We start from the raw sequence: 20,679 nt of genomic DNA, 5'->3' as shown, positions 1-20,679 counted from the left end.
TACGTCTTTAGAACGGGATCTCATCGTCGAAGTCGTCGAAGTTACCCGGATCCGGAGCGCCGTAGCTGCTGTTCTGCTGGTTGGGCGGTGGAGCTTGGTTGCCCTGGTGCGGTGCTGGCTGAGCGGGCCGTGGTGGCTGTTGTGGGCTCTGCCCGCCAGGGTAGTTATTTCCGCCTTGAGGCGCACCACCCTGAGGGGGATAGCCGCCTTGGTGATTAGCAGCAGGATTATTTTGAGCCGGCGCATTCTGGGGGGCGTTCTGAGGAGCGTTCTGGGAATAGTTATTTTGCGGAGCGCCACCGCCCTGGTAATCACCGCTACGGCCATCAAGCATCTGCATATCGTTGGCAACGATTTCCGTCGAGTAGCGATCTTGCCCATTCTGATCCTGCCACTTACGGGTTTGCAGGCGCCCTTCAATATAGACTTTGGAGCCTTTTTTCAGGTACTGCTGGGCGATCTCAGCGGTTTTATTGAACATCACCACGCGGTGCCATTCGGTGCGCTCTTGGCGTTGACCGCTTTGGCGATCCATCCAGGTATCAGTGGTGGCCAGGTTTAGGTTGGCCACAGCGGTGCCGCTGGGAGTGAAACGCACCTCTGGATCCTGCCCGAGGTTGCCAATCAGAATGACTTTGTTAATGCCGCGAGCCATAAGGCGCTCCTTTAATAGCTGTCATGTAGAGTTTATTGCCAACCGCCGCCACACTTCATCGGCACGGCTGGATTAAGATTTGGGGGGTGCCATGAGCTTGTTCAACGCCGCCTGATCGAGCTGCTGGCGATTCACCTTTAAATAGACCAAACGCTCTTCTGGCACCACCATTACGTCTTCGACGCCGACCACATCGGCTAAGTGTTCCATCAACAGGTCGAGCGCATCTGCCTGAGTCTCGTGTAGCGCCACCACTTCGCTGGAGAGCGGGGGCGGCGCGGGCATCCGCCACATGGCGATCCACCAGCATAGCGCAAGCCCAGCACAGCCAATAAAAACCGCGTTGAGGCCACCGTAATGCGCCAGTAAACCGCCTAGCGTACCGCCTAAAAAAGCGCCTAAAAATTGGCTGGTGGAGTAGACCCCCATCGCGGTACCTTTGGCGCCCGCCGGGGCCAACTTACTGAGCATGGAAGGTAGCGTCGCTTCCAGCAAGTTAAAGCCAGTGAAGAACACAAACAGCCATACAAACAACCAGTAGCTTGGCGAGAGTGGCAACCCCAGCCCGGCCAAACTAATCACAATAGCGCCGATCGCAACCAAGCACATCAAACGCATGCGCTGCTGCTTCTCGGCCACAATTATCAGCGGCACCATGGCCACAAACGATAGCGCCATAATGCCAAGATATGCCAGCCCGTGATACTCAATCGCTACACCGGCGTCTAGCAGGCGAAAAGGTACCGCGACAAATATCGCCATCAGCACTAAATGCAGGGCAAAAATCGACATATCCAGCCGCCATAAATCGGGGCGGGTGATGACACTTTTAAACTGCTGGCGATCCATGCCCACATCGCGGTGACGTCGCCGCCGCGGCGCGGCAGGCACCCAGCGCCATAGCACCAGCAGCCCCACCAGCGTTAGTAGCGAGGTAAACCAGAAGACCCCAGCCAGCCCAGCCCAGGCGGCAAGCCATGGCCCCAGCACCATCGCAATCGCAAACGAAACGCCAATAGAGAGCCCAATGGTGGCCATAGCGGCGGTGCGCACTTCTTCACGGGTTTGATCCGCCAGCAGCGCCATAATCGCCGCGGCAACGGCACCGCCACCCTGCAGCGCTCGCCCGGCAATCACACCAATAATGGTATCGGATAGAGCGGCGACCACGCTGCCGAGTGCAAATATCAATAGCCCCATGGCAATCACCCGCTTACGACCAATGCGGTCAGAGAGTAAGCCAAACGGGATTTGCAGCGTTGCCTGGGTTAAACCATAAATCCCCAGCGCCACGCCCACGAGTAGCGGGGTCGAACCCTCAAGGGTGTCGGCATACAGCGCCAACACCGGCAGCACCATAAACAGACCCAGCATGCGCGATGCATAAAGCCCGGCCAAACCACTGATCGCACGTCGTTCAGAGGCCAGCAATAGTGCGGAAACCTTGCGCATAATGCCCTTTTATATGGTGGTTAAGCATGTGGTGAGTCAGTGTGGATTGTGACAATCCTCTATTCTAGCGGTTTGGGCTGGCGCTGGAAACGTCGCGAGTTGCCGCAGGTTATCTTGGGTTATGAAAGCGGTTTTGCCGGGAGGGTGCCGACAAACGTATAATCACGCTTTTGCCGCGCGATTCGAGGTGTTGATGGACAGCATTCTGGTCAGGGGTGCCCGCACCCACAACCTCAAGCAGATCGATGTGGAGCTGCCCCGTAACAAGCTGATTGTGATTACCGGCCTCTCCGGCTCGGGTAAATCGTCGTTAGCATTCGACACCCTTTACGCCGAGGGGCAGCGCCGCTACGTGGAATCGCTCTCCACTTATGCGCGCCAGTTCCTGTCGATGATGGAAAAGCCCGATGTGGATCACATCGAAGGGCTGTCACCTGCGATCTCCATTGAGCAGAAGTCCACTTCCCACAACCCGCGCTCGACCGTGGGCACCATCACCGAAATTTACGACTACCTGCGTCTGCTGTTTGCCCGTGCCGGGACGCCCCGCTGCCCAGAACATGGCGAAGACTTGGAAGCCCAGACCATCTCGCAGATGGTCGACCAAGTCATGAACCTCGCCGAAGGCACCAAGCTGATGCTGCTGGCGCCGGTAGTCAAAGGCCGCAAAGGCGAACATTTACAGTTATTAGCCGAGCTGCGCGCCCAGGGCTTCGTACGCGCCCTGGTCGATGGCCAAGTGCTGGAACTGGACGACATCGCACCACTGGATAAGCGCAAAAAGCACGATATCAGCGTCGTCGTTGACCGCTTCAAAGTGCGCGACGACCTTGCCCAACGTTTGGCGGAGTCCTTTGAAACCGCGCTGAACCTCGCCGACGGCACCGCCATGATTCACTTTATGGACGGTGAACGCGACGATATTGCCTTTTCATCGCGCTTTGCCTGCCCGGTGTGCGGCTACTCGCTGGCGGAACTTGAGCCACGCATGTTCTCGTTCAACAATCCTGCGGGCGCCTGCCCTACCTGCGACGGGCTAGGCGTACAGCAGTACTTCGACCCGGACAAGCTCATCAGCCACCCGGAGCTATCGCTTGCCGAAGGCGTGATCAAAGGCTGGGATCGGCGCAATATTTACTACTTCACCCAGCTCCAGGCACTGGCCAAGCACTACGGCTTTGAGCTGGAAACGCCCTGGCAAGAGCTCGCCCGCCACGAGCGGGAGGTTATCTTAAACGGCAGCGGCGACGAACAGATACCGTTTGTGTACGTGGGTGATCGCGGCCGTAAAGTGACCCGCGAACACGCTTTCGAGGGCGTACTGCCCAATATGCAGCGCCGCTATCGGGAAACCGAATCCAATATGGTGCGCGATGACCTGGTCAAATACATCGCCGTACAGCCCTGCGCCACCTGTAATGGCTCGCGCCTGCGTAAAGAGTCACGCCATGTTTACGTGGATGATCACAATATCGCCGAGATTGTGCGCTTTCCGATTGGTGAGGCGTGGCGCTACTTTGCCGACCTAAGCCTGCCAGGACGCAAAGGTGAGATCGCCGATAAAATCGTCCATGAGATTCACGCCCGGCTAGAGTTTCTGGTCAACGTGGGGCTGGACTATCTCAACCTGGAGCGCAGTGCCGATACCCTTTCCGGCGGTGAAGCCCAGCGTATCCGTTTAGCCAGCCAAATCGGCGCAGGCCTGGTCGGGGTCATGTATATTCTCGATGAGCCGTCGATTGGCTTGCATCAGCGCGACAACGACCGACTGCTGAAAACCCTTGAGCGACTGCGTGACTTAGGCAATACCGTGATTGTGGTAGAGCACGATGAAGACGCTATTCGCGCCGCCGACCACGTGCTGGATATCGGCCCAGGTGCGGGTGTGCACGGCGGTGAAATCGTTGCCCAGGGCACCCCGCAAGACGTGATGGACAACCCCAACTCGCTGACCGGCCAATACTTATCTGGCTCCCGGGAAATTGCCGTGCCGCCCTACCGCATACCCGGCAATCCAGAAAAGCAGCTGATTGTGCGCGGCGCTACCGGCAATAACCTGCAGAACGTCACCCTTAGCCTGCCGCTGGGGCTGTTTATCGCCATCACCGGCGTTTCCGGCTCAGGTAAATCGACGTTGATCAACGGCACCTTGATGCCGATTGCGGCGCGCGAATTAAATCGCGCGACAACATTGACCGCCGCGCCCTATGAGAAGATCGAGGGGCTCGACCAGCTTGATAAAGTCATCGATATCGACCAGAGCCCGATTGGTCGCACGCCACGCTCCAACCCGGCCACCTATACGGGTATTTTTACGCCGATTCGCGAGCTGTTTGCGGGCACCCAAGAAGCGCGTTCCCGGGGCTATAAGCCCGGTCGTTTTAGTTTTAACGTCAAGGGTGGGCGCTGCGAGGCGTGCCAGGGCGAAGGCATGATCAAGGTAGAGATGCACTTTCTGCCGGATATCTACGTGCCCTGCGATGTCTGTAAGGGCAAACGCTACAACCGCGAAACCCTGGACATTCATTACAAGGGTAAAACCATCCACGAAGTGCTGGCCATGACGGTGGAAGACGCCCTGGAGTTCTTTAGCCCAGTGCCCGCCATTGCACGTCGCCTGCAAACCTTGCTAGATGTAGGCCTTTCCTACATTCGCTTAGGGCAGAGCGCCACCACCCTTTCCGGTGGCGAAGCGCAGCGGGTTAAACTCGCCCGTGAATTGGCCAAGCGTGATACCGGCAAAACGCTGTATATCTTGGATGAGCCCACCACCGGCCTGCACTTTGAGGATATTCGCCAACTGCTGACGGTACTTCACCGTCTGCGCGATCACGGCAATACCATCGTGGTGATTGAGCACAACCTGGATGTGATCAAAACCGCCGACTGGATTGTCGATCTTGGCCCCGAAGGGGGTTCAGGTGGCGGACAGATCATCGCCGAGGGCACGCCGGAACAGCTCGCCAAACAGGACGTTTCGCATACCGGCCGCTTCTTAGCGCCGCTGCTCGCGCGAGGCAAGCGTGCAACGAAGCGTTGACGCTGGTTTTCGAGGGGTGAGCGCTGCTCACCCCAGGCTAAATAGGTACGCTAGTTAGCCTATTTGGGCGACGCAGTAGATGGCCACATCGTTTATAGTGGCGGGCAGATAATCGTTAGCAGTATTATCCAATCCTGTGCTGGAGGGATACGTCGTGGGTCAGGAAAACAGCTGTATTATTAAGCACTTCAATCACTACTGCTCATTAAGCGATGATGAGAAGGGATTGCTCATGGCGCTAGAGGAGAGCCCAACCAATATTAAGTCGGGCACGCTACTCTGGGAGATGGGCGATGCGGCCAATGAGTTTTGCACGCTAAAAAGTGGTTGGGCCTACTCCTACCGTCACTTAGAGAATGGTGACCGACAGATTCTCGAAGTGTTTTTGCCGGGCGATATCATCGGGTTGCGCGAGTTTGCCTTCTCGCAGCGGCTTGAAAATGTGCGCATGATTGATGATGGCGTGATTTGTCATTTCCCGCATAAACGTATGCTGGAAATATTTCGCCAGTCGCTGCCTCTCACCTCGGTGATGTTTGCCATTGGCAGCCGTCAGCAGGCGCTGCTCACTGAGCGCCTCGTCACTCTGGCCAGACGCAGTGCACGTAAGAAAATGGCGCATTTTCTGTATGAAATGTATTTAAGGCTGCGCCAAACCAACCCGGATATTAGCAACCAGTTCCGCCTGCCGCTCTCACAGGAGCAGTTAGCCGATGTGCTCGGGCTAAGCCCGGTACACGTTAGCCGCACCTTTACGGCGCTTAGTGAAGACGGCCTAGTATTTCGCGACCGCCACCATGTCACCATTCCAGACTTATCCGCGCTATGCACCGAAGGTGAATTTGACGATTGCTACCTCACCGACAATGTCCGGCCACTGTTAGGCGATTCCGCCTGAGAAAACTAACCACACTTTGACCAGCCGCAGCCAGCATAGCAGGTCGGGCAGCCATCCATCATGATCAGCTCACCGCGGCACTCGGGGCAGTTACCCACTATGGCTGGGCCACTGCCTTCAGGCTTTTTTCCCTTCGTCGCCTTATCACCGCCAATCGACTCCACCGCGCCTGTTTCAATGGGTGCATCATTAGCTTCGTCTTCAGCACCGGGCTGCCAAGCGTGGCCGTGAGCCATACGATGAGCATAACGCTCTACCAGCTTTTCAACCGGCACCTGGTTGCCATCCCGATCTAGAAAACCGCGGCGATAAAGAATCTGCTGAATCGACCAGGCAATCGCCGCCACTTCCGAATCGTGGAACATTGGCTTATTCCAACGGTTCATACCACAGCGTACCAAACCTTTGTCCCAGGCCACTTTGCGTAGATCCGCCACCGCTTGGGTGACGTAACCACCGCGGGCCGCCAGCGAAAGGCTGCGCATGGTCGCGGTGATCCACTGGTGCTCGCTGGAGAGCTGCCCTGACGGAAAAAAGAACTCCACCGGGCGCTCAATCACCACGCGCTTACTGCCAATCACGCCTTCCACTGGCATAAACGACACCAGCAAATAGACTTTTTTACGCCCTTCCGCGCCTACGTATGAAATCTTTTCAGACACGGCTTCCAAAGTGCCTTCCGGACGGGAAGGTATACGTACCGTTAGCGGATCTTCATCTTGTAGCTCAGGAACGGGAACGGCCTGCTCCTGCTGCTTGATACGGTAACCAACAATTTTTGAGGTAATTTCTACAGCCATGGTGTTCTCCACTTAGCAAAGGTGTGCGTTTTTAAACAGATGGCGCTTAACGCGGCATCACCATTTGCCGTAGGTGCCTTCTTTTAAGCCATCAAAGAGGTTGGCAGCGTTATGCTCTTCACCGTCGTAAATCACCTTCTCATCCCCGGCTAGTTCGAGGGTTTCACCGTTTTCCAGTTCAAATACGTAGGTCGTGTTTTTAAGATCATCTTCCCGCACGAGCACGCCCTGGAAAGCTTCGGGATTAAAGCGGAAAGTAGTGCAGCCTTTTAAGCGGCTTTCATAAGCCTGCAAATAGAGGTTCTGGAACTGTTCAAAGGGGAACTCGGTAGGCACATTGACCGTTTTCGAGATCGCTGAATCCACCCAGTGCTGGGCGGCGGCCTGAACGGCAACGTGCTGTTCGGGAGATATCGCATCGGCGGTGACGAAGTAGTCAGGCAGGTCGCTGTCCACCGCATCAGATGCAATAAAGTGACGGTAGGCGGCCAGTTCAAAGGAGACGACTTCGACCTGCTCTTTGGTCTTCTTGCCCGACTGAATAATATTGCGGAAATAGCGGTGCGAGAAGGAGGGTTCGATACCGTTGGAGGCATTGTTACCCATCGACAGGCTGATCGTGCCGGTCGGCGCGATCGAGCTGTGGTGGGTGAAGCGCGCACCGTGCTCGGCTAGCTGTGACACAAGCTCCGGCTCCAGCTCGGCCACTTGGGCCATGTACTGACTATAACGGGCGTGTAGGATACGCCCCGGCACTTGATCGCCCACTTCGTAGCCATCTTTGGCCAACTGAGGCCGCTCGCGCAACATTTTGGGAGTAATGGTGTGCTCCTGCTCAAGCACCGGCGCCATGCCTTTCTCTTGGGAGAGCTCCAGCGCCTGCTTCCAACCCTCTATCGCTAAGTGCCGGCTCACCTCATCAGTGAACACCAACGACTGCTTAGAACCGTAAGGGATTTTGAGCATGGTGAGCGTTGAGCCTAAGCCCAAAAAGCCCATACCGTGACGGCGCTTGGCTTCTATTTCACGCTGCTGCTGGGGCAGCGGCAAACCGGCAATCTCGACCACGTTATCGAGCATACGCGTGAAGATCGCGACCACTTTGCGGTAGCGTTCCCAATCAAAGCGCGGCTCGGCGCCGAAGGGGTCGATCACGAACTTGGTTAGGTTGACAGAACCTAGCAGGCAGGCGCCTTCTGGCGGCAAGGGTTGTTCGCCACAGGGATTCGTCGCACGGATATCTTCGCAGAACCAGTTATTGTTCATGCGGTTAACCTGGTCGATCAGGATAAAGCCAGGCTCGGCGTAGTCATAGGTGGAGGACATAATGGTGTCCCACAACTCCCGCGCTTTAATCACTTCGACAATGCGGCAGGCGACGCGGCCTTCGGCATCGACCGTGTAGCCCTCTTCAACTACCGGCCAGTCACGGTAGATCAAGTCTTCCGCTTTGACATCCTCTTTCTCACCGGGGTGCAGCGGAAAAGCCAGCGGCCAGTCAGCATTGTTCTTGACCGCTTCCATAAATTCGTCGGTGATCAGCAAGCTGAGGTTAAACTGTCGTAGGCGCCCCGCTTCGCGCTTGGCCTGAATAAACTCGCGCACATCTGGGTGGCCCACATCGAAAGTACCCATCTGAGCACCACGCCGACCACCAGCAGAGGCGACGGTGAAGCACATCTTGTCGTAGATATCCATAAACGCCAGTGGGCCGTTGGTGCCCGCGCCAGCGCCGAATACGAACGCGCCCTTATGACGCAGCGTCGAGAAGTCGTAGCCGATACCCGCCCCGGATTTCAGCGTCATACCCGCATCAACCACTGAGTCGAGGATATCGCGCATGGAGTCACGAATGGTGCGGGAGACAGTGCAGTTAATCAGGCTCACCGCAGGCTTGTAGGCCTCAGCCCCCGCGTTGGAGAGAATACGACCGGCAGGAATCGCGCCGTTTTCCAACGCCCAGCGAAATTTGGGCAACCACTCTTCCGCTTTATCTCCCTCCACCGCTGCCAGGGCACGAGCAACCCGTTCAAACGTAGCACCAACGTCCTGATCAACGGGTTGGCTATGACGATCCTTAAGACGGTATTTGGCGTCCCATATTTCCCGCGAGGGGGCCTGCATAGGGACATCGTTAGAGGTCTTCATAGCCTTGGCAGCGGTGCTCATGTCGCAAAACTCCTTCACAGCGAGGGTGAATTATAGCGCTCAAATAGGGCGATTATACGTAGCATCGAAGTGAAGTATAGACGTGACCTCCCACCATATGAGGCACTTTTTTTAATTTTTTCTACCATATATAGGAAAATCAGCGCGTTACTATTTTGCCAATCCCAAACACGATATAGACTGGGGTTTTGGGTTAAATGGCTTTGATCATGTCCGCAACTCACTTCCTGCGCTCTCCATCCCAGTATCTTTGCACGCTCACGTTTACCGTTGTGGCGATAGCGACCATGTGGATGGTCGCTACGCCCGTCGCTAACGCGACCACCTTCAATACTGACGATGTGGCCACCCACGACCATTGGCAGTCAATGACGCTCTCACTGGGGGGCGAACGCCACTATCGGGCGGTAGAAACCCACAGCTACTCGGATGCGACGCTGAGCTTGAATGCCACCTCGGGCGTTTGCGATTTACCCTGGCTGGAGATGCGCGTCACCCTTGAGCAGCAGCAGGGAGAGAGCCGTACAGTAAACCTGGTGCCCACTCGGCTGCGCATCGATGAGCGGCCCGTTATCGACACCATGGCGGAATTTATCACTGAGCGCGGCGATGACGGGTTTTATGCTCACTTTTATTTAAGTGACTTGGCATCACTGATGGCCGACATGCGCCAGGGGGAGCAGCTATTTCTCGGCTTCGACCAGGACGAGCGCGAGCCGTGGTATATGACCTTTAGCCTAAAAGGCGCCGATGCGGCGATCAACCGGATGCTCACCCAGTGTGAAGGTAGTGGCACCTAAAGGTTTGCTTAAATCAGCACCACAGGCTCAAGCGCCATTTCAACGCGGTTGCGTCCGCCATGCTTAGCGCGGTACATGGCGTCATCAGCCCGGGAGATAAGGGTTTTACAGCTGTCACCCGGCTGCCAAACGGCGACACCGATACTCACTGTAACCGTTTGCTCAACGCCCTCTATACGCAGCTCTTCTACCAGCGAGCGCAGCCGCTCAGCCAGGCCAGTGGTGGCATCAACATCGGAATGAGTCGCCAGCACAATAAACTCTTCGCCTCCCCAACGGCCCAGGTGGTCGCAGCCACGCAGCGAGCTTTCCACTAAGCGCGCCAGGGCCACCAGCACATCGTCACCCACGCTATGGCCGTGAGCATCGTTGATCTGCTTAAAGTTATCCACATCGAACAGTAGCAAGGCAAAAGCGGCCGCATAGCGCCTGGCAGCCACCAGCTCTGCATTGATCGCTTCTTCGATGCGGTAACGGTTCCACACCTTGGTTAGAGGATCGAAATGGGCTAATTGCTCAAGACGTTGGTTGGCTTCGGCAAGGGCTTTGCGTTCGTGCTCCAGGTGCATATTCAGTGAGCTAATTTCATAGGCAGAAATCGCCAGCGTCAGGTCTTCCCCCAAGTCTACCGCCGCTAAGCGCTCTACCCGCAGCCACGCTTCACTTCTGCCGACTACCTCTTCAGACCAAGCAACCGATGGAGCCAATATCACGGCCGGTTTAGGGTTGGTTGTAGGCTGCATCGCCCAATACAGCGTTTCCACCTGCTCGGGGCGAAAAAAAATCAGCCAGGCGCGCTGGGTCGAACTCATTGGCAGCGGCACTGCTAGAGCCCCACACTGCTCGGGCATGGCTAGCGAAGCGGTTAACGTCTCTTTGCCGATTTCGCGCGTGCACCAAGGGCCGCTATGTACATGAGTTCTTTCCAGGCGCAGCACAAACTGGCTTATCGCTTCTGGAGTCGGCGTCACACCCGCTTGATAAGCGCCACCATTCACCCACAGCACCACGCCATGGGCGCGAAACAGCTTCATCCAGATAGCCGCCTGCTCATGAAGTAATTGTTGGGGACTTTGCGGCTCGCTGCGCGCTCGCGCACTGAGCACCAGACTATCCTGAACCCGTTGTAGGTAGCGGGCTTCTTGACGCGCCCGTAGCAGCAGCATGCGTTGGGTGGCCATTTGTACGAGGGTGCGAACAGCATCACGCACGGGGGGCTCAACCGAATGCGGCACAGGTGAGTGGCAAAACACTAGCCCCCATAAGCCGGTATCCCCCTGAATGGCTAAACTGAATGAGCCCCGCACGCCCAGACGGTTTAAATAGCGCTGCCGTTCTGGCGCAGGTGCGCGTAAAAAACTACCGTTAAGGCTCGCTCCCGGGACGGCGGGGATCAGCGTTTCAGTAGGAGCATTAACGTCTTCAATTAACCGTACAGGGGAGTGTTGGTAACTTTTGCGCAAGGCGACAGGGAAGTCGCTGGCAGGAAAGCGTTGACCCAACAGCGAGGGCAGCCGTTTTCCCAATGCTTCTGCGACCATCAAACCATGCCAATCGCTATCGAAATGGCACACGGTGACACGATCATGACCGGTGAGCTGTTGAACAGCGTTAACCAGGCAGTCGAGGAGTTCTTGCTGATGCGTCGCTTCAACCAAATGCCTCAGCCGCTCAGTCACCGTACCCAGCAGACGACGCTTACTACGGGGGTTGAGTGGCTCAATCTCGACAATGACCTGCTCACCCGCTCGATAAGCGTGGATTTGAAAACGTGCGTGTCGGTGCTTGGAACGCATAAACACTAAAGGGCCAGGGAGCCGCTGCTGCCCCTGCAATTCACGACGCACCCGCTGACTTAGCCGTTTCCCCAACACGCAGGCTAGCGTAAGCTGCCCATGTTCAGGGCGCTCAAAACCAATTAAGCGGGTTAAGTTAGTACTAGTAGTTTGGATGCAGCGACAATCGGCATCGACTACCAGCAGGGCTCCAAACGACTGCAATCGCGGGTGGTACATGGACACAAACGTGGCCTCGCAATCTATTCACCCTCGACCTGCTGCCTTAGCAACAACTCTACGCGACGGTTGGCAGCTCGGCCCTCCGCCGTTGCGTTCGGTTCCATGGGTTGGGTGTCGGCATAACCGACGGCCCGCATACGAGAGATATTGAATCCTTGGCGCTCTAAATGCCTCACCACAGCGATAGCCCGCGCTGATGAAAGCTCCCAATTAGAGGGGAAGCGGGCCGTTGAAATAGGCACGCTGTCGGTGTGGCCTTCTACCGAAATCTGACCGTCAAAACGGGTCAGCACATCGATAAGGCTTTCTACCACCTCTTGCCCACGGGAAGTCAGTACAGCTTGACCGCTGGGAAATAAAAGGCTGGTATCAATACGTAACGTGACCCCTTCACTCCCTTGCGAAACACTGACACCGGGGATGTCGAGCCCATCAAACTGCGGCTGAACCCCTGAATGGCGGGGCTGAATACCAGTGGCTAGAGACGCCAGCGGCAATGATGATACAGCGCTAGCCGAGCGCATGAAAGCAGTATCAGCCGCCTCACCGCCTCCCGGCGGTGTCAGTGAAAGCAGCAGCACAAAGAGCGTGATTAGCAGCGTCAGCACATCCAAATAGCTGGTTAGCCAACCCTCGTCACCATCGCCTGGCGACGGCGTCATTTCCAGTGCGTGGCGCGTATCACGGTCAAGCATCTGGCCTACCCCTTCGCCGCCGCACTAACCGACGAATCAGGCCTTGGTTTGACGCTGTTATCACGGATCTCATCGTGATAGTTAGCTACAAACGAGTTGAGGGTCTCTTCAATAAACGACGGCAGGCGGCGCTTGGTAATCAGCGAAATACCTTCCAGCACCATGTTCATGGTAATCAGCCGCTCTTCGGTGCGGCGCTCGAGTTTCACCGCAATCGGCTTAAACACCAAGTTGGCGAGTAAAATGCCGTAGAAGGTGGTGAGCAGGGCCACCGCCATGCGCGGGCCGATCACCTGCAGGTCGCCTGCGTCCATGACTTCCAGCATATTGACCAGCCCCACCAGGGTGCCGATCATGCCAAATGCGGGTGCGTAGGTGGCCATGGTACGGAATATTTGTGCCTCGGCATGCTCACGCGCTTTAAGACGGGCAATGCGCCAACGCAGCATGTCAAAAATTTCATCCTCTTTGGTGTTGGCAATGACCAGTTGGATCCCGGTACGCAAAAACGGGTTTCGGGTATGCTCCAACTCGCGCTCGACCGCACGTACATCGCCCTTAAACCAGAGTCGCGACATATCCACCAATTCGCGGATATCGTCACGCATATAGGTATTTTCGCGCCGGAATACCAAGCCCACCAACCGTACGACGCGGAGCACCTCTTTCAGCGGATAGCTGATAAAGGTTGCCGCTAGGGTACCGGTCACCACAATGGCCAAACCCGGCAAATTGATAAAACTTTCAGGGGACTCTGCGGTGAAAAACAGCACGCTCACCAACAGTAGTATGCTGGCAAATATGCCTATCAGCGTCGAAGGGTTCATCCACGGCTCCTTGCCGGTCACAAGTGAGTAAAAAGAGGTGTTATGCCGAGTCGTGTAAACGCGCGCGTAAGCGGCTGACGGCTTGGCTGTGCAGTTGTGAAACGCGTGACTCCGTGACGCCCAACACAGCCCCTACTTCCTTAAGGTTGAGTTCTTCTTGGTAGTACAGCGCCATTAGCAGCTTTTCACGCTCTGGCAGCGCTTCAATTGCCTCAATCAACGTTTGTCGTTGCTGGCCGTCTAGCAACTGCTCGAACGGTGAATTAGCCAATTCATTATTGCTAGGCTCGCCACCGTCGGCCACCAGCTCTTCAAACGGCAACAGTTGACCACTGTTGGTGTCGTTGAGGAGCTGCTGATACTCACTCAACGGCATTTCAAGGTGTTGGGCGATTTCGTTCTCTTCTGGTGCCCGTCCGAGCTGTTGCTCTAATTGACGAACGGCACTGTCAACCGCTCGCGCTGAGCGGCGCACGCTGCGGGGCAACCAGTCGCGGGTACGTAATTCATCCATCATTGCACCGCGAATACGCTGACTGGCAAACGTCGCGAACGTTGCCCCCTGGGTGGCATCGAAGCGCCCCAGCGCTTCCAGCAGCCCTACCATCCCGGCTTGAATAAGGTCGTCGAGCTCAATACTGGCTGGCAAACGGACCTGAAGCGTCAAGGCCTGACGTCGTACCAGTGGCATGTATTGCGTCAACAGCTCACTCTGTTTGATCCTGCCTTGTGCTGTGTACATCCTCTCGCCTCGCGTCTATCCAGCCTTCACTGATAGTTCACAATCATTTGCAGCCCCTGGACACGAACAGGCCGCTGCCCCGGACGTAAAGCGAAGCGAAAATGCAACGGCGCATCCGCGGCAAACCCCGCCAGGGCAGTGGTAGTCCCCCGCATGCCAGCTAACGCAACGCACTGCTCAGGATGGCACAGCCAAGCGTTTAATAACGCACCAGGGGGATATTGAAACTGCCAATGAATACGCCCGAGCTGTGCTGACTCCACATTGTTAGCAGCAGCAGGTGGGGTAGCGTTTTGGCTAGCGCTTGACCGATCACTCATCGCTACCATCAGACCTGGTATCTGGCTGCTCCAGCTACCGGGTGTCGCCTGGGCGTTTCCCGTTACCCCTGCTAGTAGACACCCTGTCAGCAGTACTGGGCTCAGTAGCAGTCTCCCTCTTAATAGCCAGCTTAGCATGCTTGGTCTCCTCGGCAGAGTGCGCTCATCGTGCAAGTACCAACAGCTCCATATTTAAGTAGTAATCAGCTGCCTCACGCAAGTTATTGAGCAACCCTTGACGCGGCAAGTGCGGCTCGTGGAGCGCCAGCAAACGGCGCGGCCCGCCACGCTCATGTAGTTGACGCAAGGTACGGAACATGGAAGCAAAGGTATCGGCATCGCTACTGATCCACAGTGCCCAACGGCTGTATTGATCGCAAAGTTGGGCTAGGTCGGCCGTTTCGGCCATGACGATATGAATATCCCAATCCTCAGGATCACCGGCCCAGCTTCGACCTAACGTCGACCACTGCCCTAATCGTGCTTTAACCTTGTTCACCTGGGCTGCACCACTACCCGGTAGTCCGACCACAATAAGCGGAATTTTGGGCCGGTGCGCTACCACCGTTGCTGGCTCTTCCACCGCTGCAGCTGTCGGCTTTAACAGAGAGCTAGGCTGTTCAGATTCCGGCACGTGTTCTGCCGCCGCAACATCAACTGTACCCTCAGCTTGCTGCTGTTGGCGCTGCAGGTTTGCCCACTTGCGTAGACCCGATGCTTGATCCTGTTCGCTCACGCCACGCCCTCTCGACTAACACTGCCCATTTGACGAATCGCATCTCGTGCCATAAAGGCGTAGACCAGTGCATCAAGCATGCCGGTATCGCGGCGGCGACGGCTGTTGCCTAATAGGTTGAGCAGATCGCCACGCAGCGTCTGCGCCTCCTCATCATCAGCAACATCGAGATGCCCGGCGACCGATGCCACACCGCTGGCCATCAATAGGCGAACTTCAGCATTTAGATCCCCGCTATCGGCCTCTTTTAACTGCTGCCACGCGCGACGCGTCAAGGCGGCCAAGCCTTCGCTTTGCAGCTGGGTTAACAGCAGTGAGAGCACCTCTGCTCCTAGCCGAGCGGGGGTAAGCCAGTAGCGGCGCGCCACTACTTTGGCGCTTTCCGGATCGCGAACTTCACCGAACCAGGCGAGTAGCGCCGTGCCGCTGGCGTCCTCGACTTCGGCGTAGGCAGTCCACAGTTGCACCGATTGGCCACGAAAACGCACGCCCACATGGTGCGTTAGCACACTGTCACTAAATAGCTGGCGGATAGATTGACGTTCGTGGTGAAAGCGTAACCGATGACTGGGGGCCACTTGGCTGACCCAGGTCAAGTGCTCGGCTTCCAGCCACGCTAGTGCATCCGGTTCAGGGAAGCGCGGTAGTAAGTGCACCGCAACGCCGCTCGATGCCGACAGAGCGGCTAAGCGTGGCTGCCACCCTGCGGCGTGGCGATGCTGCAGCCAGGGTAGCGCCAGCCAGGCACCATCCGTGTCCAGGCCAATGTCCGGCATTGCCCAGTCGCAGCCGCGCTCATTGCGCCGCGGAAACCACGCCATCCCTAAGGTGGTCTTTGCCGCTGGATAACCGGCAAGTAATGCATCCAAATGTGTTTCCTGCAAACGACTAGGCAGCGAAGCTAGGTTCCAGATCTCTTCTAATTCCGCAAACCCCGTGACGCGTTGGCGCAACCTCGCCAGTAGCGACGACAAACGACGCCCTTGGCCCAGGACATCCCGCGACCAGCGCGGCATTCCCATCGGCGCATCGGCACTTTGCACCCGTTCACGCTGAGGTGTCGCGGTACTCAGCGCTTGATCCACTAGCGCATCGGGGGCGGCAAGGGCCATATCTTCGGGCACCTGCTGGCCATTAGAGCCAAACAGTACGCGCATCCCGTGACGCATAATAATATCTAACACTGGAGCCAGACGTCCCGCCTCATCCTGTTTGGTGATAATACAGTCATCTAACTCTGCGCCCGCCGCCCGCGCGGCCTGACGGTAGCGCAGCACCACTTCTTCGAGGGTTTCCGGTTGGCTGGCAGCATTGAGTAGCAGCACCAAACGTACCCGCGAGCGTCCGCCTTGCAGGTGGGCAATCTGCTCTATCACCCGCTGGTCACGCTGACTCATGCCTACGGTGTCGATAATTACCCACTGCTTGCCCTGCAGGCGGCCCAGCAAATCGTCGATGGGCTGTTCGGCATCCAAGGCGTACATCGGGGTATCCAGCAGGCGCGCATAAATGCGCAACTGCTCATGGGCACCGATCCGGAAGCTGTCGGTGGTAACCAGCGCTACCGGGCGCGTGCCGTGGCGCATCACAAAACGAGCGGCCAGCTTGGCGGTGGTGGTGGTTTTACCTACCCCCGTTGGCCCCACCAGGGCAACAATGCCGGTTTGGTCGAAAAAGCTTGCTTCATCGTTGAGTACGTAAAGGCGATCCATTAACTGCTGTCGCAGCCACTGCAGTGGGGCTTCGCTATCGCCGTCTAACCTGGTTAGCGATGCAGGCAACCCAGCCAGCAGTTCATCGGCAATTTCGCTGCTAAAACCCACATTCCACAGCAGTTGACGCAGCCGTGCAGCCGTTCCGGTGGGCGCTGCTGGCGATGGTGAAGCAGTATGGGTTGACTGGCTGTTTGCCAGCAGCGCTCGCATATCCTGCATTTCGCGCAGTAAGCGCTCGCTCATCGCCTGCATGGGGTCTTGCGCTGAAGGTGCTGTCGGCGTTTCGGGTGGTGCAGGTTCTGGTGAGGGTTCAAAGTGGTCAATGGCTTCATCCGCCATCGCTAAAATTTCAACGCCCCCTTCGGTACGCCGATTTGCGACAATCAAGGCGTCTTCACCGAGCGTTTCACGCACTTGGCGCATCACATCACGACTATTGGCTCCCACGAAACGTCTAACGCTCATGATTTACCCTTGCCTGTTCTGAAAATGGACGACGCTAGCCTATCACGGCGTGCCATCTTTAACGTCCGCCGACCACTGTGGTCACTCTTAATGTGCGATCGTCGGGAATTTCAGCCTGGGACAGTACCGACATATGGCGTAACCGGCGGCGTAAGAAGCGCGATAGCACCGCCCTTAGCGAATGTTGCACGACCAGCACCGGCGGCTCGCCGGAACTTTCGTGACGCTCCAGCGCCTGCTGGGCCTGGGTCATCAGCGTTTCTGCCAACCCGGGCTCCATGGCGCCGTTGCCATTCATGGCCTGTACCAGCACTTGTTCCAGTTGAGCATCCAGCCCCATGACATTGAGTGTCTCCTGCCCCGCAAACCACTGCTGGACAATGGCGCGCCCCAGCGAGACTCGCACCAGCGCCGTCAGCTCATTAGGATCTTTTTGCTGTGTGGCGTACTCGGCCAGGGTATCGAGAATAGTGCGCATGTCGCGGATAGAGACATCTTCGTCGAGCAGGTTTTGCAAGATACGCTGCAGTACCGTCAAGGAAATAGCTTTGGGGATCACCTCTTCGACCAACGCTTTTTGATCATCGCCCATTTTATCCAGCAACTTCTGTACTTCCTGACGGCCCAGCATCTCGGGTGAATGGCGGTGCAACAAGTGGTTCAAGTGGGTCGCTATGACGGTACTGGCATCCACAACGGTGTAGCCATACACCTGGGCATGCTCACGCTGGTTGCTATCAATCCAGACAGCGGGCAAGCCAAAGGCGGGATCCTGAGTATGGGTGCCCTGCAGCTCGCCCGATACCTGCCCAGGGTTAATCGCTAGCCATTTGCCCGGCTGTGCCTCAGCGCGACCAATCTCGGCGCCTTTCATGGAGAGCACATAGGCGTTCGGCGGCAGCTCCAAATTATCGCGGATATGCACCACTGGCGGCAGGAAACCCACTTCTTGGGCAAACTTCTTACGCACGCTCTTAATGCGCCCAAGCAGCTCGCCTTTTTGACGCGAGTCCACCAGCGGGATTAAGCGATGGCCCACTTCCAGGCCGAGGGTATCGACCAGTTGCACATCTTCCCAGCTCGCTTCGGGTGTCTCTTGTACAGGTACAGGCGCAGTCGCAATTTCCTCCTTGACCAACGCCTGTTCTTTTTGGCGCATAATAAACCACGCCAAACCCGCCAATAGTGCGGTAAAGAGCAGAAATACGACATTGGGCATGCCGGGCACCATGCCCAGTAGCCCCATCACTATGGCGGCTAATATCAGCACCTGGGGATTAACGAATAGTTGGCTGAGCATTTGCTGGCCAATATCTTCGTTCGTATCCATGCTGACCCGGGATACCGTGACACCCGCGGCGGTGGAGATCACCAAAGCAGGGATTTGCGCCACCAGGCCATCACCAATCGCCAGCAGCATATAGGTTTGGCCTGCCGCACCAAAGCTCATATCGTGCTGCAGCATACCAATCATCAACCCGCCGATGATATTGACCACCATAATCACCAAACCGGCAATGGCATCACCACGGACAAATTTACTCGCGCCGTCCATCGAACCAAAGAAATCAGCCTCTTGTGAGACCTCTGCGCGGCGCTTTTTGGCATCGTCTTCGCCGATTAAGCCGGCATTCAGATCGGCATCGATGGCCATCTGCTTACCCGGCATCGCATCCAACGTAAAGCGCGCACCCACTTCGGCAATACGGCCAGCACCTTTGGTGATAACCATAAAGTTGATGATGACAAGAATCAGGAAGACCACTAGGCCGACAGCGAAATTGCCGCCGACCAGGAACGCCCCGAACGCTTCAATGACCTTACCCGCAGAGGCGCCGCCTTGGTGGCCCTCCATGAGCACCACACGGGTAGAGGCCACATTGAGCGACAGGCGCAGCAGCGTAGTAAATAGCAACACGGCAGGGAATGCCGCAAAGTCCAGCGGCTTCTGGGTAAACATGCTGACCAATAACACCATAATGGCCAGAGCGATATTGAAGGTGAAGAGTAAATCCAGGGCGAAGGGAGGCAAGGGCACAATCATCATGCCCAAAATCATTAGGATGAGCAGCGGCCCGACCAGCAGCTTCATGCGCACATCACCCATCCAGTCGCGCCGACCTACTAGTTGACTCAAGCCTTTCATGGTTGCGCCTCATTACCACCGGCGCCATGCCCGGGGCTTTCCATCTCCGGCGGAACCGGCAGGTTATCGGGGGTTGGGGGCACCTCGCCTCCTTGTTGTGATACTTGCTTGAGGCGGTAGGCCCAGGCCATTACTTCCGCCACCGCGGTATACAGTTCGGCAGGTACTTCTGCATCTAGATCGACGTGATGATACAGGGCCCGCGCCAATGGTGCTGCCTGCAAGCGTGGCACGCCTGCCTCTTCAGCGATTTCGCGAATGCGTGCAGCCACTGCGTCGGCGCCTTTTGCCACCAGCCGCGGGGCGCCCATACTGCCTTCCTGATAAGTCAGTGCTATCGCATAGTGCGTGGGGTTGGTAATGATGACGTCCGCCTCGGGCACTTTGCTCATCATCCTGCCCCGCGCCATGGCCTGCTGCTGCTGGCGAATGCGCGCCTTCACATGCGGGTCGCCTTCGGACTCTTTGTGCTCACGCTTAATCTCTTCCTGACTCATGCGCAGCTTCTTAGCATTGTCCCAGAGCTGGAAAGGGACATCGATCAAAATGACCACGATCAACACCAACACCATTAGCCCAGCTGCCTGAGCCGCCATGCTTAGGGCATTGGTCAGCGCTTGCTGGATAGGCTGATCCATTAGCGCCATAAATTTGCCGATGTTGAAATACAAAAACGTCGCAGCCACGCCCCCCACCAGAAACGATTTGGCAATCGCTTTTGCCAATTCGATCAGTGCCTGGGTGGAGAAGATACGCTTTACGCCCTTAATAGGGTCTAACTTGGAAAACTTGGGCTGCATCGATTTACCCGATATCAGCCAGCCCCCCATCAGCCCAGGGGCTACTAACGCAATGATGGCTAACAGTAAAAACAGCGGCATCATGGCAAATAGCGTGCGCTGACCAAGATCCAGCGCATTGACCAGCATCGGCGTACTTTCCATTGCCTGGCGGCGCTCAAACAAGAAAGCTTGTTCCATCACCGCACCCAACTGGTCGTAGAGCATGTTGCCCATGCTATAGAGGCCAATCACACCACCCAGCAAAAGTAAAAACGTATTTAACTCGCGGGAACGGGCAACTTGGCCCTCTTCACGGGCTTTCTCTTTCCGCCTGGGCGTGGCCTCTTCGGTCTTTTCCTGGTCGCTATCGTTATCTGCCATACGGGTATCCGGCCAGGTGAAGCAAAGCTTATCACGTA

Annotated in this window: 16 protein-coding genes; 3 read left to right on the top strand and 13 right to left on the bottom strand. The window is 56.7% G+C overall.

The features are described 5' to 3' along the window. Nucleotides 1-7: 7 nt before the first annotated feature. A complete protein-coding gene (locus tag YERSI8AC_RS00465) occupies nt 8-655 on the bottom strand; it encodes a single-stranded DNA-binding protein (protein WP_022520910.1) in 648 nt (215 codons plus the stop codon). A 72-nt stretch (nt 656-727) separates the two neighbouring features. Beyond that, a complete protein-coding gene (locus YERSI8AC_RS00460; protein ID WP_009288452.1) occupies nt 728-2,107 on the bottom strand; it encodes an MFS transporter in 1,380 nt (459 codons plus the stop codon). 193 nt (nt 2,108-2,300) lie between these two features. Here YERSI8AC_RS00460 and uvrA point away from each other — a divergent pair, with 193 nt between their 5' ends. Beyond that, a complete protein-coding gene (gene uvrA, locus YERSI8AC_RS00455; RefSeq protein ID WP_041159373.1) occupies nt 2,301-5,147 on the top strand; it encodes an excinuclease ABC subunit UvrA in 2,847 nt (948 codons plus the stop codon). 154 nt (nt 5,148-5,301) lie between these two features. After that, nucleotides 5,302-6,045, top strand: a complete 744-nt coding sequence (locus tag YERSI8AC_RS00450; RefSeq protein WP_022520912.1) for a Crp/Fnr family transcriptional regulator — start codon at nt 5,302-5,304, stop codon at nt 6,043-6,045. 5 nt (nt 6,046-6,050) lie between these two features. On the opposite strand, the gene YERSI8AC_RS00445 is transcribed toward YERSI8AC_RS00450, so the two are convergent. Further along, on the bottom strand, nt 6,051-6,845 hold the full coding sequence (locus YERSI8AC_RS00445) for a hypothetical protein (protein ID WP_022520913.1): 795 nt from the start codon (nt 6,843-6,845) through the stop codon (nt 6,051-6,053). A 57-nt stretch (nt 6,846-6,902) separates the two neighbouring features. Beyond that, nucleotides 6,903-9,014 carry an adenosylcobalamin-dependent ribonucleoside-diphosphate reductase gene (locus tag YERSI8AC_RS00440; protein ID WP_022520914.1) on the bottom strand — a complete coding sequence of 704 codons (2,112 nt, stop codon included), beginning with the start codon at nt 9,012-9,014 and terminating at the stop codon, nt 6,903-6,905. Nucleotides 9,015-9,211: 197 nt separating this feature from the next. On the opposite strand from YERSI8AC_RS00440, the gene YERSI8AC_RS00435 reads away from it, so the two are divergent. Then, nucleotides 9,212-9,814, top strand: a complete 603-nt coding sequence (locus YERSI8AC_RS00435) for a hypothetical protein (protein ID WP_009288449.1) — start codon at nt 9,212-9,214, stop codon at nt 9,812-9,814. Nucleotides 9,815-9,822: 8 nt separating this feature from the next. On the opposite strand, the gene YERSI8AC_RS00430 is transcribed toward YERSI8AC_RS00435, so the two are convergent. The 9 genes from YERSI8AC_RS00430 to flhB are packed head-to-tail and all read right to left on the bottom strand — an operon-like array spanning nt 9,823 to nt 20,641. Then, on the bottom strand, nt 9,823-11,829 hold the full coding sequence (locus YERSI8AC_RS00430; protein ID WP_236557217.1) for a sensor domain-containing diguanylate cyclase: 2,007 nt from the start codon (nt 11,827-11,829) through the stop codon (nt 9,823-9,825). Between the two features lie 23 nt (nt 11,830-11,852). After that, the gene (locus YERSI8AC_RS00425; protein ID WP_022520916.1) at nt 11,853-12,527 is read right to left on the bottom strand and encodes an OmpA/MotB family protein; all 675 of its coding nucleotides are present in this window, start codon (nt 12,525-12,527) and stop codon (nt 11,853-11,855) included. A gap of 5 nt (nt 12,528-12,532) precedes the next feature. Further along, nucleotides 12,533-13,354, bottom strand: a complete 822-nt coding sequence (locus YERSI8AC_RS00420) for a motility protein A (protein WP_022520917.1) — start codon at nt 13,352-13,354, stop codon at nt 12,533-12,535. Between the two features lie 40 nt (nt 13,355-13,394). Beyond that, the gene (locus YERSI8AC_RS00415; RefSeq protein ID WP_009288446.1) at nt 13,395-14,096 is read right to left on the bottom strand and encodes an RNA polymerase sigma factor FliA; all 702 of its coding nucleotides are present in this window, start codon (nt 14,094-14,096) and stop codon (nt 13,395-13,397) included. Between the two features lie 26 nt (nt 14,097-14,122). Continuing rightward, nucleotides 14,123-14,554, bottom strand: a complete 432-nt coding sequence (locus tag YERSI8AC_RS00410; protein WP_022520918.1) for a flagellar protein FlhE — start codon at nt 14,552-14,554, stop codon at nt 14,123-14,125. 25 nt (nt 14,555-14,579) lie between these two features. Continuing rightward, a complete protein-coding gene (locus YERSI8AC_RS00405) occupies nt 14,580-15,152 on the bottom strand; it encodes a hypothetical protein (RefSeq protein ID WP_022520919.1) in 573 nt (190 codons plus the stop codon). Then, on the bottom strand, nt 15,149-17,332 hold the full coding sequence (gene flhF / locus YERSI8AC_RS00400; protein WP_022520920.1) for a flagellar biosynthesis protein FlhF: 2,184 nt from the start codon (nt 17,330-17,332) through the stop codon (nt 15,149-15,151). The genes YERSI8AC_RS00405 and flhF overlap by 4 nt, the downstream gene beginning before the upstream one ends. A gap of 58 nt (nt 17,333-17,390) precedes the next feature. Beyond that, nucleotides 17,391-19,478 carry a flagellar biosynthesis protein FlhA gene (gene flhA / locus YERSI8AC_RS00395; protein ID WP_022520921.1) on the bottom strand — a complete coding sequence of 696 codons (2,088 nt, stop codon included), beginning with the start codon at nt 19,476-19,478 and terminating at the stop codon, nt 17,391-17,393. Next, nucleotides 19,475-20,641, bottom strand: a complete 1,167-nt coding sequence (flhB, locus tag YERSI8AC_RS00390; protein ID WP_022520922.1) for a flagellar biosynthesis protein FlhB — start codon at nt 20,639-20,641, stop codon at nt 19,475-19,477. The genes flhA and flhB overlap by 4 nt, the downstream gene beginning before the upstream one ends. Between the last annotated feature and the right edge of the window lie 38 nt (nt 20,642-20,679).

Origin of the sequence: Halomonas sp. 113, assembly GCF_904067645.1 — a bacterium.
In the GTDB taxonomy this organism is placed as follows: Bacteria; Pseudomonadota; Gammaproteobacteria; order Pseudomonadales; family Halomonadaceae; genus Vreelandella; species Vreelandella titanicae.
The sequence above is the reverse complement of the archived record's forward strand: the minus strand, read 5'-3'. Positions and strand labels throughout refer to the sequence as shown.

Coding starts and splice junctions, on each gene's coding strand:
- YERSI8AC_RS00465 (WP_022520910.1), bottom strand. CDS start 655: ATGGCTCGCGGCATTAACAAAGTCATTCTGATTGGCAACCTCGGGCAG.
- YERSI8AC_RS00460 (WP_009288452.1), bottom strand. CDS start 2,107: ATGCGCAAGGTTTCCGCACTATTGCTGGCCTCTGAACGACGTGCGATC.
- uvrA (WP_041159373.1), top strand. CDS start 2,301: ATGGACAGCATTCTGGTCAGGGGTGCCCGCACCCACAACCTCAAGCAG.
- YERSI8AC_RS00445 (WP_022520913.1), bottom strand. CDS start 6,845: ATGGCTGTAGAAATTACCTCAAAAATTGTTGGTTACCGTATCAAGCAG.
- YERSI8AC_RS00440 (WP_022520914.1), bottom strand. CDS start 9,014: ATGAGCACCGCTGCCAAGGCTATGAAGACCTCTAACGATGTCCCTATG.
- YERSI8AC_RS00435 (WP_009288449.1), top strand. CDS start 9,212: ATGGCTTTGATCATGTCCGCAACTCACTTCCTGCGCTCTCCATCCCAG.
- YERSI8AC_RS00430 (WP_236557217.1), bottom strand. CDS start 11,829: ATGTACCACCCGCGATTGCAGTCGTTTGGAGCCCTGCTGGTAGTCGAT.
- YERSI8AC_RS00425 (WP_022520916.1), bottom strand. CDS start 12,527: ATGCTTGACCGTGATACGCGCCACGCACTGGAAATGACGCCGTCGCCA.
- YERSI8AC_RS00420 (WP_022520917.1), bottom strand. CDS start 13,354: ATGAACCCTTCGACGCTGATAGGCATATTTGCCAGCATACTACTGTTG.
- YERSI8AC_RS00415 (WP_009288446.1), bottom strand. CDS start 14,096: ATGTACACAGCACAAGGCAGGATCAAACAGAGTGAGCTGTTGACGCAA.
- YERSI8AC_RS00410 (WP_022520918.1), bottom strand. CDS start 14,554: ATGCTAAGCTGGCTATTAAGAGGGAGACTGCTACTGAGCCCAGTACTG.
- flhF (WP_022520920.1), bottom strand. CDS start 17,332: ATGAGCGTTAGACGTTTCGTGGGAGCCAATAGTCGTGATGTGATGCGC.
- flhA (WP_022520921.1), bottom strand. CDS start 19,478: ATGAAAGGCTTGAGTCAACTAGTAGGTCGGCGCGACTGGATGGGTGAT.
- flhB (WP_022520922.1), bottom strand. CDS start 20,641: ATGGCAGATAACGATAGCGACCAGGAAAAGACCGAAGAGGCCACGCCC.